This window comes from Levilactobacillus muriae (assembly GCF_045862015.1).
Classification (GTDB): Bacteria; Bacillota; Bacilli; order Lactobacillales; family Lactobacillaceae; genus Levilactobacillus; species Levilactobacillus muriae.
This window is the reverse complement of sequence record NZ_BAAFRU010000005.1, coordinates 56,643-70,163: the sequence shown is the minus strand read 5'-3', so window position 1 is coordinate 70,163 and position 13,521 is coordinate 56,643. Positions and strand designations below refer to the sequence as shown.

General features: G+C 48.9%; 11 protein-coding genes and 1 other RNA gene. All 12 read right to left on the bottom strand.

Annotation, left to right across the window (positions count from 1 at the left end):
* Positions 1 to 16: 16 nt before the first annotated feature.
* A complete protein-coding gene (locus tag ACKTSF_RS04595; RefSeq protein ID WP_407887053.1) occupies positions 17 to 886 on the bottom strand; it encodes a GGDEF domain-containing protein in 870 nt (289 codons plus the stop codon).
* A complete protein-coding gene (locus ACKTSF_RS04590) occupies positions 879 to 3,029 on the bottom strand; it encodes a cellulose biosynthesis cyclic di-GMP-binding regulatory protein BcsB (protein WP_407887238.1) in 2,151 nt (716 codons plus the stop codon). The genes ACKTSF_RS04595 and ACKTSF_RS04590 overlap by 8 nt, the downstream gene beginning before the upstream one ends.
* The gene (locus tag ACKTSF_RS04585) at positions 2,968 to 4,221 is read right to left on the bottom strand and encodes a glycosyltransferase family 2 protein (protein ID WP_407887051.1); all 1,254 of its coding nucleotides are present in this window, start codon (positions 4,219 to 4,221) and stop codon (positions 2,968 to 2,970) included. The genes ACKTSF_RS04590 and ACKTSF_RS04585 overlap by 62 nt, the downstream gene beginning before the upstream one ends.
* Positions 4,222 to 4,413: 192 nt before the next feature.
* Positions 4,414 to 5,976 carry a hypothetical protein gene (locus ACKTSF_RS04580; RefSeq protein ID WP_407887049.1) on the bottom strand — a complete coding sequence of 521 codons (1,563 nt, stop codon included), beginning with the start codon at positions 5,974 to 5,976 and terminating at the stop codon, positions 4,414 to 4,416.
* On the bottom strand, positions 5,973 to 7,472 hold the full coding sequence (wsfD, locus tag ACKTSF_RS04575) for a glycan biosynthesis hexose transferase WsfD (protein WP_407887047.1): 1,500 nt from the start codon (positions 7,470 to 7,472) through the stop codon (positions 5,973 to 5,975). Before wsfD ends, ACKTSF_RS04580 begins: the two co-directional genes overlap by 4 nt.
* Before the next feature lie 27 nt (positions 7,473 to 7,499).
* The gene (locus ACKTSF_RS04570; RefSeq protein WP_407887045.1) at positions 7,500 to 8,636 is read right to left on the bottom strand and encodes a glycosyl hydrolase family 8; all 1,137 of its coding nucleotides are present in this window, start codon (positions 8,634 to 8,636) and stop codon (positions 7,500 to 7,502) included.
* Positions 8,637 to 9,588: 952 nt separating this feature from the next.
* Positions 9,589 to 9,840, bottom strand: a complete 252-nt coding sequence (locus tag ACKTSF_RS04565; RefSeq protein ID WP_407887043.1) for a YaaL family protein — start codon at positions 9,838 to 9,840, stop codon at positions 9,589 to 9,591.
* A 10-nt stretch (positions 9,841 to 9,850) separates the two neighbouring features.
* Positions 9,851 to 10,450, bottom strand: a complete 600-nt coding sequence (recR, locus tag ACKTSF_RS04560) for a recombination mediator RecR (RefSeq protein WP_407887041.1) — start codon at positions 10,448 to 10,450, stop codon at positions 9,851 to 9,853.
* 20 nt (positions 10,451 to 10,470) lie between these two features.
* Positions 10,471 to 10,788, bottom strand: coding sequence for a YbaB/EbfC family nucleoid-associated protein (locus ACKTSF_RS04555; protein WP_407887039.1), 318 nt, complete (start codon positions 10,786 to 10,788; stop codon positions 10,471 to 10,473).
* A 20-nt stretch (positions 10,789 to 10,808) separates the two neighbouring features.
* Positions 10,809 to 12,569 carry a DNA polymerase III subunit gamma/tau gene (gene dnaX / locus ACKTSF_RS04550; RefSeq protein WP_407887037.1) on the bottom strand — a complete coding sequence of 587 codons (1,761 nt, stop codon included), beginning with the start codon at positions 12,567 to 12,569 and terminating at the stop codon, positions 10,809 to 10,811.
* A gap of 213 nt (positions 12,570 to 12,782) precedes the next feature.
* An RNA gene (gene ffs / locus ACKTSF_RS04545) (signal recognition particle sRNA small type) lies at positions 12,783 to 12,869 on the bottom strand.
* 103 nt (positions 12,870 to 12,972) lie between these two features.
* Complete coding sequence (locus ACKTSF_RS04540; RefSeq protein WP_407887035.1) at positions 12,973 to 13,503, bottom strand: nucleoside deaminase; 531 nt, start codon at positions 13,501 to 13,503, stop codon at positions 12,973 to 12,975.
* Positions 13,504 to 13,521: the final 18 nt, after the last annotated feature.

The following is a 13,521-nucleotide window of genomic DNA, read 5'->3' as shown; positions in this document are numbered from 1 at the left end:
CCACCGTGAGTGCAATCTAAACATCGTACTCCGTTTCTTTGATGCCGGCATTCATGAGATCATACGGATTCTTCATCTTTTCTGAGTCCCAGCTAGCAACCCCCACGACCAACCGCACCTCTAGCGTGGACAGGTTATCAGCCGTCGCCAATGCCTTATCAAATTTTTCCTTAATGCGTTGGCCGGCGATCCCCGCGCCTTCTGAGTTGGTAAAGAGCAATACCCCCCAGGTGGGATTCGTCCGGTCCAATAGATAGGTAATATCGTTGGTTCGCATGGCGTCCTTGATCGTTGCAGAAACCAACTGCAATAGTGCTCGCAGTTGGTCGTCACTGATCATACTCCGCATTTCCTGAAAGTAGCGAATCCGAATAATCATGGTTGTCACTGGCAGATCAAAACGTCGATTGGTTTCCGTAAAGACGGCCGTATCTTCAATGAAAGACACCGTGGTTCGCAAATTGGTAGACTCGTCAAACGCCCCCCGTTCGACCAGATCACTCCGTAATTTCACATTATCTGCTTGTAGTTTGCGCAAGTGATCGGTCATGCCGTAAAACGAAATTGACAGTAGCAAGGGCAGGACCATCCAGAACATGAGGCCCCACGCCAACGTATCGGCATGCGTCTCGCTCACGTAGATGACAATTAACGCCTGGGCAAACATGAATGCTAAATTAAGCAGTAACCCCGTGATGATCCCCCAAAAATACGTAAACAGAATTAAACAAATTGTGACCGCCAAAAAGCTCACGTTAATCATAAGATAATGCGTCTGCGTAGCCGCCATCCCCAGTGCCAGACCACTCACCATCATCAGAAAGGCAATCAGGTAAATATCGGTGATCCACGTTTCCCGGTTGGAATTGTTCGAACGATTATTCATGACGATCCCCCTTCCGACGACGATGTAGCGCTCCGTGTTTCCAGAGGAGTAAGAACAGCGCAACGGTGACAACACCAATCATCAACAGCGCCATGCCCAAATAAAGCAACTGCTGTGAATGTCGACTGAGTTGTTGTTTCGCATTAACGGTCGTATCGATCAATTTATTTTTCTTAAACCGATAATTGCCATGGTTATTATCCGGATCCACAACAATGGCATCCCCCGTGTACTGGGAAATATTGCGTTGATAGTTGATCTGCGTTGAGGCCAGATACGTCCCATTAGCACTCGCTCCCGTTACCACGAGGAGTCCCTTCTTCCGGTTGTACGGTGAACGCAGCAGTTGTGCACTCCCAATGGTCTGACCGTATCGCTGCTCAATACTGAGTTTCTCGTTAGAAAGGAAACCCGTTTCAGCAGAATTATATTTGAAATATAAGTGATTATTCAAATGATGAATCAATCGATTTTTGGTCGGTGTCCCGAATGCAATCACGTTGGCGTCGGCCATGGTTGCTTTGCTGGGCTGCCGGTCGTAAAACTTAATGGTCCCACGATTATTCTCCGCATAGTTCCCAATTAAATTAAAAATATTGGTCAGCGTCTGATAATCCGTCCCCGTCATCGTCGTTGGTCGTACAACGGCAATATTATCGTAAGTTGAATTCTTCAAGAATAGATTCGGATAGTTACTGAACAGCAAATCGTTACCCGGTGCTGTCTTGATTCGAGCTACCGATGACGGCTCAATGCTGGCCCAGGGCGTATGGGTGTTGTCTTGTGTCCCGGACGAATCACTCATGGGCAAATCTAGTGCCACTCGTACGGTAAAACTATTACCCAAGGCCATTCCTCTGGGTAATGCAACCGTCAAGGTATCATTATCCGCTCGTGCTGAGCTCAGCCGCTTGCTCCCAATAGCGGTGTCATTAACGTACACCGTGGCCAGAGAGTTTTTAAAATCCAAATTACGCGCATACCGTAAATGAATGCTAATTGTTGACCCATCGGCGTTATTACGGTCAACTGGCAAGCTCACGAAGTAACTACGCTCCTGGTGATTGGCCCCCGTGATCTTATCGGCACTGGTGGTTAATTGATATTTGCCATCATAGTTCAATGTGGACGTGAATGTTTGGGTCCCCGCCGTGATGGTTTCTGTCGCCTGTTTGGCCTCCTTCATCAGCTCCGAATTGGCCACGAAACGGGCCGCCTTTTCCAGCAACGTTCCCGTCGTTGCCGTCACGACTAAGTAGTGTTTCCCCTTAGCATCGTAACGTTTGATCTGAGCCGCATTGCGCAAGTCAGTACGCTTAAATAGTTTCTGGAAGCGCGCGGGTAGATGTTGGTATTCAGCCATCACCAACTGATAGTCAGCAGCTTGACCTGCGGTAGTCTGAAATTGGGCCACCGGAATTTGTTGATTTTCGGTCGTAATGACCCGTGATTCTCCAGTCAGCGCATACATACTGGCAGACAACTCGGCATTGTTAGCTTGATTGGGAACCGTAATGTAAGCATCGCGGTTAACAATCGTATCCGGTCCAGAGAAATGGTCATAAAAGGAATCAATCGTTTTGGTCGGGGCCTTCAAGGCATACTGGAAGTTCACCGCAGAGCGACTATCGACCGTCAGCCAATTAGCCGGTGTTTGGGTCAAGCGATAATCCTTCTTCCCCGCCTGATTAAGAATCTGACCACTGATCTGCAACTCATTTTCACCCGACAATAATCGCAACGGAATCTTGATGGTCTTGGTCTGAAGCCCGGTCTGCTTCTTCGGGCGAAATGACGCGAACTTCACGCCACCCAGCGAAACGGTAATGTCGGATAATTGCCGACTCGACAGCTGGGAAACCTGATAATTCAGATTCAGTGTTGCTTGTTTAACGTCCCAATAATCCATCTTGATGAAATAAGTACTCATCTCGACTGATTGTCCTGATAGACTGGTCGTATTGTTTTGAAAGGGCTGTGTATAGGTCTTCAAAGCAACTTTACTTTTGGCGTTAGCCGGGGTAGACCCCCAGAACGCGCCACAAAAAGCCAATCCAAATAACGCCAGAGTGATCAAAATTTTACTGATAACGTTTCGTTTTATACCATTTTGCTTGCTGATGAAAGACTTGTTCACGAATATACCCCACCATTCCGTAAGCGGCAACTGCCAGCCACATTTGACTATAGACAACGTACATCAACATAATAATCATCAGATTTCCCAGTGTCATTTCCCCCTTCTCCGTGGTAATTGTCACGTAGGTACTAATGACAAACAAGAGAATCGCGAAGATCCACAGCGCATTGTTGAATCCTAACAGATTAGAATGCGCAATTCCGGCAACTGACAAGACAAACACCGTGTCGGAAAGAATCAGCGAAGTCATGAGGAGAAAGTACACCGATAGGAAGTACAACAGATCAAAGCGGATCCTGCGACCACTCTTTCGAAAAATTAAGGGTAAATTCTTCAAGATAACGTAAATGTTTCCCTTGACCCAGCGCGTGCGTTGATGAAACCACACGTCCAGGGTCTGGGGTTCCTGTTCCCAGGTGACCGCCTTAGGTTGAAAATTGATCTGGTAACCAAGCCGATACACCCGAAAACTAATTTCGGTGTCCTCGGCCAAAGCTTTGGTATCCCAGCCACCGATCTTATCTAGCAATGATCGCCGAATCACGTAATTGGTCCCGGGAATCGTACATAACTTGAAGAGGCGCAAGCGACCAGCCTGGGCCATCCACTGAAAGGACAACGTCTCGACGTTGATGAATCTGGTCAACAACGATGCGTTTTTATTCCGCGTTCGAAATTTTCCGATCACCGCACCGTATTTGTCATTTTGCAGTAACTCAGCAACTAGATAGCGTAACGCCGGTCGTTCAGGCGTATTGTCCGCGTCATAGACGGAGATAATACTGCCCTTGGCTTTCTTGAGAGCAATGTTTAACGCGTTAGACTTACCTTTTCCACCCGTCACCTTGTCCGTATTAATGACCTCGAGATTGCGGTCGGGATAGGTGTCTTGAATCTGTTTCAACAGCGCTGCCGAATTATCACTGGAATTATCGTTGATCACAATAATTTCATAACGATCATTGGGATAGTCAAAGTTCAGTAAAGACAACACCGTCTTCACAATCACAATACCCTCGTTATGTGCGGGAACCATCACGGAGACAAACGGCGCGTCTGCTGGTAACTCGGGGGCCGGTGTCCGAACATCCTGAAGGTATTGCGTGTAACCTGCCATGGTTAGGATCAGATTAACGACCAAGATCCCCCAAATCACTAGAATCGAAACAAAAACAAAATAATCCAATACACTCAAACAATCACCGTCCTTCCGACTTGATGCACATTCCGGCTTAGGGGCCGTGTCTGGCCCCTTCACTTATTACTAATGTATTTTTTGAAGATTTTGTCTCATTTTTTTCCAAAACATCGACAATTTTCAGGTTAATGGCTAACTCGTTATGACCCGCAAGTATTGTCCACGCAACTGAACCAACACCCACAGGCGTCACTTACGCCGAAACATCCGCCGATAAATTCGTCGACCAAGGAAGAGAAAGATCACGAGAATCACCGTTGTCACGGCGAAGAAGACCAGTAGGATGTTCCCTTGAATCTTGAAGTAGCGATCCAACGCCACGTGACGGGTCTGCGAGAAATGATACTTGGGAATCCCAGTAGCTTCGGTACCCACGGTGACGGGACTACCATTCAAATAATAGATTCCTTGCCGGTATTCGAAGGTTGCCGAAGCACTCACAATCTTGGTTTTGAGCTGATCCTGTGGTTGATACCAATTAACATTTAGCTGCTTAAGTTGGGCGATCACAGCCGTCAGCTGCTTGTGGTTTGTCGGGAATGGCACCGTTAATGCCGTAGCAACAGGAAATTTCAGCCGACTTACGGCCACCTGTTGGCCATTTTTCACCGTTAATAGTGAGTTCAAGCTGAGTCCCGTCCACGTGCGCTGGTAAGTTGCTCCCCGATTATCCTGATTGGCGAACGTCGTGGTCGTGGGATTGGGCAGAAGTAGGACATTGCTGGCCCGCGCTAACCCATATCGACGAAAGATCCGATCCTGATTCCAGTAGACTGGTGCACTGATCCCAACTGGCATCACCTGCCGTTGCCCAAGCTGATTAAGTTCCTCCACCATCGTTTGTTCCAGTAATGGCCCGCTTTGCTTATTCGCAGCGCCAACAACTGGCGTTTGTAAAAAGATGATGCCTTGGTTATTTTCCACGATTCGTAAGGCTTTCGTGAACTGAGAAAACGCAGCTAACGATGTATTATCGGCTACCGAAGTCGTACTAACAGCGAAGGGAATGCCAGCAGCATTTAACTGCTGGGACAACTGTGTCAGTCGCGTTAAATTGCTATACGGCGTCACACCAGTAATCGTTAGGAGTGGCTGTTCCCGTTGTGTCCGGCCGAAGAGTTTGACAATCGTTTGTGCTGCCAGTACCTGACTAAACCCAGTGGCCTCAAAATAGGGTAAGTACCCGGCCTTGCCAACTACGGTTCCATACGAATAGCTCCCAATGCCTTGATTCTGTGGCCGCAGTGTCCCGTAACTTGTGCCCCGCTTAGTCTTCAATAGCGTGATATCTTCACTAAAGGGGAGCAGTTGCTCTTGACCCCCTGCGCATAGAACCAGTTGCTGATGATACACAGATCGCCGTGTTGCTTGCAGCCGATGGGCCTCAGCCGCGCTTAAATTTTGACCGATATGTAACTGCTTCCCGGTGAATTTCTGACGATCACGCGTAAACGCCGCATTCCTTAAACTACCTTGGGGCCAGTTGACCAACGTCACCACGCCGGCATATTTTTTGGTCGTCAGCTGCCCCGCATAGTAATCACTGAGCCGTTCCGTTTGTGTGTTCACCCCTGTACTGGCAAATATCTGCTGAATCCCAGCCAATTTCTTTTGTCCATTGACTGTCGGATTTAACGCATCATAAACGATCAGCACTCGTTTACTAGCGGCCTGCCCGGATACTGGGACACCCCAGGTCAGGCCAAACGCTGCCAGCAAGATGAACAGACCAATCACTAATCGTTTTTTCACGAGTCCTCCTCCTCTACGTCCCCCTCGGAATGCCACAGCCGATGGTTCAACAGGTCCGAAATCAGCATGATTATTATCAGATCCAGGCTAACCGGCACCATGAATAAATGTTTTGCCAAATCGGCGTCCCCATCCCCAATAATCGAGATGATCGGGACGAAGATGAAGACGGTCAGGAGTCCCAGGACCAGGAAGAACCGTACAATGTTGACTACCCGGCGGTGAACCAGATCGTTATATGCGCCAATCAAGAACACGATCAGCAGCGCAAGCGTTAGGAGAATGTCAAACGAGAATTTCTGGGGGAAGAAAGCCCCGGCAACACTGCTGAAACCGGTGAAGTAGGTAACCTGCGCACCGGCTGGTTTTCCGCTCGCCTGCTGATAGTCTCCGACCGCCTTAACCTGAGTAATCATCATGTCACCGGCAGCGACATCCAGCAACGTGTGAAACTGGGGATAATGGTGTGCGTAGTACAAGACGATCCAGCCAAAACCAGTCTTGTCATTAAGGCCACGCTTGACAGACTTCGCACTAGGACTGATGGCCGCAAAATTCTTAGGATAATAATCCTGATTACGCATCAACGCATACTGTTCATCCACGCCCCGCTTGGCGATTTTCTTGCTAGGATCATCCGTATGCAAGAGCACACCGTGGGTAAAAGCCTGATACTGATTAATATCGTTGAATTGTTTAGTGATTAGCGTATACGTCAAGACTCCCGTGATCAGGATACCGACAATACCACCAACGATCCAGAGCCACTGTGCCCGCTTCTTAAAGATAAAGAACAAGCCAATACTGGTAACGGTATAACTCAATGCGAGTGGCGCATTCTGTTGCTTGTTCGCAATCAATAGCATAATACTGACAAAGTACACAACGGTTAGTATCCGGGGGTGCCAATCTGGCCGTCGCGCCACTAACAGCAGTGCCGAGAATGCATAGAGCATTAATACCAACATTCCCGGTTCCGCAAAGAACGAGTTGAAATACAACGTAAACGAAGAATCGGCAAAAACAAAAACGATGAGTAAGGCAATTAGGTAGCTTCGCAGTTCCCGATAGGGCGTGGTCATCGCCATTGTCAGTAAATACATACTTCCCAGATACGGCAGGTAGTAGACGAGGCCCATAAAGCGTAAGTCAAAAATTGTCTTGCTATAAAACACCTTATTCAATAGAACCGCGAGTTTGACAAAGATCGGTTGGGAGGAGAACACGGCCGCCGTTGTGTCGTTGTAGTACTGCATAATGCCCAGCTTAGGTGTCACATAGTCCAGCATATGATAGCCCTTCAACCGGTAGAGCCCGTTGACAAACTGTGCTCGATAAAAATCACCATTATCAGCAAGTCCATGGAACGGGGGAATAAAAAGGAGGTACCCAGCAATCACAGCTGCCAAAATCGTGGCCAGTAAGGCTGGTGAGCAATGCCGCGCACACCAACGCCAAAAATTTAGCCATTTTAATTTAATCCCATCAACGGTCACGGTCCTCCTCCTTTCACCATTTTACTTTTACATTCCCGCTGCATTGAGGGCAGTTAGATTACTATACGAGTAGCTTTGATGAGTCTTCGCATCACCGATACCACCTTGAATGATCGATGTCTGATTAACCTGCCCAGACCAGACCATGTGCATCGCAATTCGGTAATTGGCCTGGTCATTCGCAGTCGCAAAGATCATCGCGGCCAGAGCGTAGTTCGCAGTCGATTGGCCACCGTTCGTCACACTCCCCGCCGTTGAATAACCGTTATACAGTTTCTGAGCCTTAACTTGTTGCGCCAGCCAAGTCCGACTGGTGGCCTTGAGTTGACCGACCTCTGCTAAATGTAAAAGGACTTCCAGTGCTTCAGATGTGTTCAGGTTCTTCGTAGCATAGGTTAAATCTGCCCAACTAAAGCTTGCCGCGTACAGAGGGAACACATTCCCCAAGTATCCGCCACGAACGACCTTGAGTTGTTCGTTATAAGCCTTACGTCCGGACTTAGTCCCCTGTTCATAGTATTTTAGCGTTTTAAAATCAAAATAAGCGAGACTGGTGGTCTTGGCCGTCTGTTTCGTCTGCGGATCATAATAGTCGTAGAGCTTTCCATTCTTCAACGCACCCGCCTGCAACGCTGCGAAGTGATTAGCCGCCGTCTGACGGTAATACGTTGAATTAGTCTGCGCATCATACAGGTTTAAAGCCCGAATAATGCGTAAATCATCCAAGGTGGCGTTCACTGCAAACCGTTTTTTACTTCGAGGATCGTAGCGGTAACTAAACTGGCCACTGTCACCAAACGTCTTGACCGTTTCTCGATAAAATTGTCGAAAGGCGCGATATTGGTGGTTCTCAGCCAAATATTGCAGCCACATTCCGGCGGATTCGCTCAATAACTCATGGCCAGTTGCCGCCCCAACTTGTCGCGTTTTAGTATCCACGTAGTTGGTATAAATCCCTTGCTTGGTCACCATTTTTGACTGTATAAAGTTTGCCAACTTTTGTTGGTTCTGCTGATCGGTCTTCGTATGTAAAGTCACGCCGCGAACAAAGGTCGTTGGTGCTGCTTTGGGTGGCGTTGCCGTTGCTGTCTTGGCCCGACACCCACCCAATAATAGCAGGCATCCTACCGTAAGAATGGTCAAGCGCCACTGCCGTATTTTCATGCCATCTTCCCCTCTTCAAGTTTGGCTAGTCAACACGCAAACTCGCTTTCATCTTACCATGTTTTTTTGATAAAAATATACCAGTTAATCACAAAAACGTTGATTAAAAATATTCATCCTAAGATAACGAAAAACTTATCATTTCCCTATCACCCATTGCTTATCTCTAAGCTTGCAAATGCTGGGTTACACTATTTACGATTTGAATGCATAAACCATCACTGCCAGTAGTTCCACCCTCGTCGACTGCCAGCATCTGGTTATACAGGCTATGCATATTTACGCCGTTGAATGATCATCAAAAAAGCCCTCGGATTATCATATATGATAATCCGAGAGCCACAAATTATTTTAACTAAAGGTTGAAAACCAAAATGCACCTAGAAAGGTCCAGCTAACAGGGATTCAATTCACAAAATTAGTCGAAAATTGCCACCTGTGGCCTGAGAAGCGGTTCTCCGGCTCGGTTTGAAGCCTACCAAAAGCGGCAGTCTCCAAACGCGTCCCACGCTGTAAGCTGATGCTCGGCTAACACCGTCGACACAGCTACCTGCATCTCTGGCCGCCTCCAGTTATGATTTGTTTTTTAACCTGATATTGCAGTGACAACCGCTGGACTGGCAACGTTAATCCACGATAGTTGGTCACTGTTTACGTAGGCGTGAGTGAGCCGAATTTAGGCTCAGCCGTGGGATTTTCCAAGTGGATTAACTTGGAAAATGGCGACTTTGAAACGCGATTTGGGCGGTTCAAAGCGAGCTGACAGCCCGCTTTTCAGGCTGACAGCGTCCTACCCACCGCGTCCCAGCCTAAATTTGGTGAACGGTAAGCCGGCTGGTTTAGACGATCTTGCCTAATTTTAACCTCTGTATCGTTGTGACAACAGGCGTAATAGGTGTTTGGGAACTTGAAACCTTCAGATTTTAACTGTTTCACTCATTTAGGTGTTAAATTAATCGCGAAATACCGCCGCTGAGATGTGCTTTCCCTTGACCCGCCGTAGCCGTGCTTCGCGGTACAAGAACAGGTAGGTTTGCCGCGCCAAAGCAGTATTCGCCGTCATTTCGTTATCGGCGTCAGCAATGGCTTCTTCCGTTTGCTTCGCGTGGTCCCAACGATCCTTAGCGTCATCGATGGATGCTAAAAGCTGTTCATCGTATGCTGCCTTCAATCGGGGAAATTGGCGTTTCTTTCGTCCAAACATAGTCGCCCTCCTACATCTCTGTCCGGCCTTCAACAGCCTTAAACAGCGTCATTTCGTCAGCGTATTCAATATCGCTTCCCACGGACAAGCCGTGAGCTAAACGCGTCACTTTAATCCCCGCCGGCTTGATCAACCGCGACAGGTACATTGCCGTGGCTTCACCCTCAGGCGTGGCGTTCGTCGCGATAATGACTTCCTTCATCTCAGGATTCTTCTGCAGGCGGTTAATCAGACTGGTAATGTTCAAGTCTTCCGGCCCTTTACCTTCGATCGGCGACATCACGCCTTGCAAAACGTGATACAGGCCGTGATACTCCTTCATCTTTTCCATCACCATGATGTCCTTGGCCTGCTCGACCACCAACACGTGACTTTGGTCCCGTGTCTTATCGGCACAGATGGCACAGGGATCACTCTCCGTGATGTTCCCACAGATTGAACAATAGTGCAGGTCCCGCTTTGCTGAGACCAATGCTTTGGAAAACGCCGTGACATCGTCGTCCGCCATATCAATGGTAAAAAATGCCAGTCGAGTCGCTGACTTTTGGCCGATGCCCGGCAGCTTCATGTAGCTGTCGATCAACTGCGCAATGGGTTCTGGGTACTGCATGTCACAACGTCCTTTCTACCTTACATACCAGGAATATTCATCCCTTGGGTGTACTTACCTAACGTTTGCTTCGTGGTCGCATCGACCTTGTTCAGGGCATCGTTAACGGCTGCCAGAACCAAGTCGGCTAGCATGTCGGGGTCATCGGGATCGATGGCTTCTGGCTTGATGGCTAGGTCAGTCATCTTCCGGTCCCCGGTAAAGGTAGCTTGAACCATGTCGTCTGGTGACGTTCCGGTGAAGGATTGCCCGTTTAAATTTGCTTGGTCCTCTTCCATCTTCTGTTGCATTTGCCGCATCTGTTTCATCATGTTTCCCATATTTCCCATATTCCGCATTAGTATCATCCTTTCAAAGTTTAATCTTGTTTAACGTCAACAATGTTCTTACCAAAAAGTTCTTCGGCCTTCGTCACGACCGGATTGGCTGCGGGCTTGTCCGACTGAGTCTCTTCCTCATCGTTAGCCTGTAGCTCATCACGATGTGTAGTCAGATAATTCTTTCGAATCACTGGCCACTCGTCCTTGGGCACGAAGACTACTGGCAGCGCCGACCCAATCATTCGGTCGAGACCGTTCTCCAGCGCATCAGTCAGCTCATGATCGGTCGTCGCCCGTTGATACAGGAATGAATAGTCAAAAGCCACAATGACCCCTGAATTTGCCGCCGCCACGGGCTGTGAAACCTTCATGACGGCCCGCTGTGTGACAGTCAAACTATTGAGTAAGTCAGGCCAAACTTCCTGAAGCTGATTGAGCTTCTCACGAGTCGCCGATCCCAGCACCGGATAGATCTTAGCCAAGTTAACCTCTTTGGTAGCCGGTGACTTGGTCCCACGTGGCTTCGCCTTGGCGGGTGCAGCGGCCGCGGCTGCCGGTACCTGCTCGAGGCGTTTCACAGCCGACCGCAACTGATCGATCTCGTGTTGAAGTTCGGTGACGTTGGCATTACCCGCCACTGGGGCAGGTGACGATGCCTCCGCATTTGGCGTTGCCACTGGTACCGTAGCACTCACTGGTGTGGCGTTCTTCTGCCCCCCAATTTCGGCCAACTTGATGGTCAAGATTTCCAGATAGACATCGGGGTGCGTCGTAAAGCGCATCTGCTGCTGAATGGCATTAAGCTCATTGATCATGGCGTACATGGTCTGAGCCGGTGTCTGCTTAGACAGCGTCTGAAAGTCCTCACTGACACTCCCCATCTCGGCCTCTTCGACCATCTGTGGTGCCTGCTGATAGAGCAACAGATCCCGGGCATAACTGATGATGTCTTCGGTGAACCGTTCGGCATCCTTACCCGCCTCTAAGACGGACTGTAAACTCGCCAAAGCTGATTTGGTATCACCAGCTAGAACCTGTGAAATGTAGGTTGCTAACAGCTCATGTGTGACGCTCCCGGTGACCAACAGGGCATTGTCTAGTGTAATCTCATTGTCCCCGAAGGACAACGCCTGATCCAGAATGCTCAGAGCATCCCGCATCCCGCCCTCGGCGGCCTTGGCAATCACCTTCACGGCCTGATCGTCGTAAGTGACGTCCTTTTGCTTAAGGATGTAGATCATCCGCGCGTAGCTGTCGTTGGCCGCAATCCGTTTGAAATCAAACCGCTGTGTCCGTGAAATAATTGTCGCCGGAATCTTGTGCGGCTCCGTCGTTGCCAGAATAAAGATCACGTTAGCTGGTGGTTCTTCCAACGTCTTCAGTAAGGCGTTAAAGGCTCCCGTAGATAGCATGTGGACTTCATCAATAATGTAGACCTTGTAGTCGGCCACAGTTGGGGCATACTTGACCTTATCCCGAATGTCTCGAATCTCTTCGACCCCATTGTTGGAAGCCGCATCGATTTCAATGACGTCGTTTAGTGTCCCATTTGTGATGGCCTTACACGTCTCACATTCATTGCAGGGTTCGCCGTCGACCTGATGGTGGCAGTTGATTGCCTTGGCAAAAATCTTCGCGGCCGAGGTCTTCCCAGTGCCCCGCGGCCCAGCAAAGAGGTACGCGTGACTGATTTGATTCGTTGTAATGGCATTCTTCAGTGTACGTGTGATGACTTCTTGCCCAATCATGTCATCGAAACGCTGCGGGCGCCAGACCCGGTAGAGTGCTTGATAAGCCATGCAATCGGTTCCTTTCTTCAATAATTCTCAGATAAATTCGCTGTTCATAATTATAGCCTTTTTCCCTACCGTCTGTCACGGATTGTTGGGCTGGTTTTAGCGGAAATTAATTTTACTGTTTGAAACCAAGCGGCCACATTGTGATTCCGTCAGATAGAATTTGAAGACAGAAAAGGAGCTGCGACAAACGTCACAGCTCCTGCTTAATTGCTCATAAACTTGAAGCACAAAGCGAAGCAAACTTAGTGCTGCTTCCTTCCGGACCTGACACAATTCATAAGTCCGCCCTTGCTTCAAGGCCTTAACGGCAATAACTAGTGTATCATGATTCGCTAAGCCTGTCTAGCAGCTTGTCAAAATTATCATCTGAAATACCACAGACCTCAACGACCATCACAATCGGTTAGTCTTGCGAATCCTGCACCGATGTCATTGCCTTACGGGCCTTCTTAGCCGCCTTCTGACGTTTTCTCGCAGCCCTAAAGAACGCCACCATCCGTTCGCCGGCATCCTTGGCCATCAGCCCTTCGTGAACCGTGACTGTGTGGTTGAGTCGCGCGTCCGTTAGCGTCTGATACAGACTGTCCACGGCCCCTGCCTTGGGGTCGCGGGCACCGTAAAAGACTTCTGGGATCCGGGCATTAATAATGGCACCGCTACACATCAGGCAGGGCTCGATGCTCACGTAGAGTTGACAATCTTCGAGACGCCAGCTCTTAAGTGTCGCACAGGCCTCTTCAATAGCACGAACTTCGGCGTGAAGCGTGGCGTCGTTGGCATGTTCCCTGAGATTGTGCCCGCGACCCACGATCTTGCCATCGTGAACGATGACCGCCCCAATCGGCACTTCTCCGATTAGGCCAGCTTGGTCCGCTTCAAACAAGGCCTCTTCCATATAATGTCGTTGCAGTGGTGAATAGGAAGTGTCACGCATCGAACCCCTCCTTTCCGG

Bases quoted from the DNA above. Each gene is read 5' to 3' on its own strand.
- ACKTSF_RS04595 (WP_407887053.1), bottom strand. From the start codon at position 886: ATGAATAATCGTTCGAACAATTCCAACCGGGAAACGTGGATCACCGAT.
- ACKTSF_RS04570 (WP_407887045.1), bottom strand. From the start codon at position 8,636: ATGAAAATACGGCAGTGGCGCTTGACCATTCTTACGGTAGGATGCCTG.
- ACKTSF_RS04565 (WP_407887043.1), bottom strand. From the start codon at position 9,840: ATGTTTGGACGAAAGAAACGCCAATTTCCCCGATTGAAGGCAGCATAC.
- recR (WP_407887041.1), bottom strand. From the start codon at position 10,450: ATGCAGTACCCAGAACCCATTGCGCAGTTGATCGACAGCTACATGAAG.
- ACKTSF_RS04555 (WP_407887039.1), bottom strand. From the start codon at position 10,788: ATGCGGAATATGGGAAATATGGGAAACATGATGAAACAGATGCGGCAA.
- dnaX (WP_407887037.1), bottom strand. From the start codon at position 12,569: ATGGCTTATCAAGCACTCTACCGGGTCTGGCGCCCGCAGCGTTTCGAT.
- ACKTSF_RS04540 (WP_407887035.1), bottom strand. From the start codon at position 13,503: ATGCGTGACACTTCCTATTCACCACTGCAACGACATTATATGGAAGAG.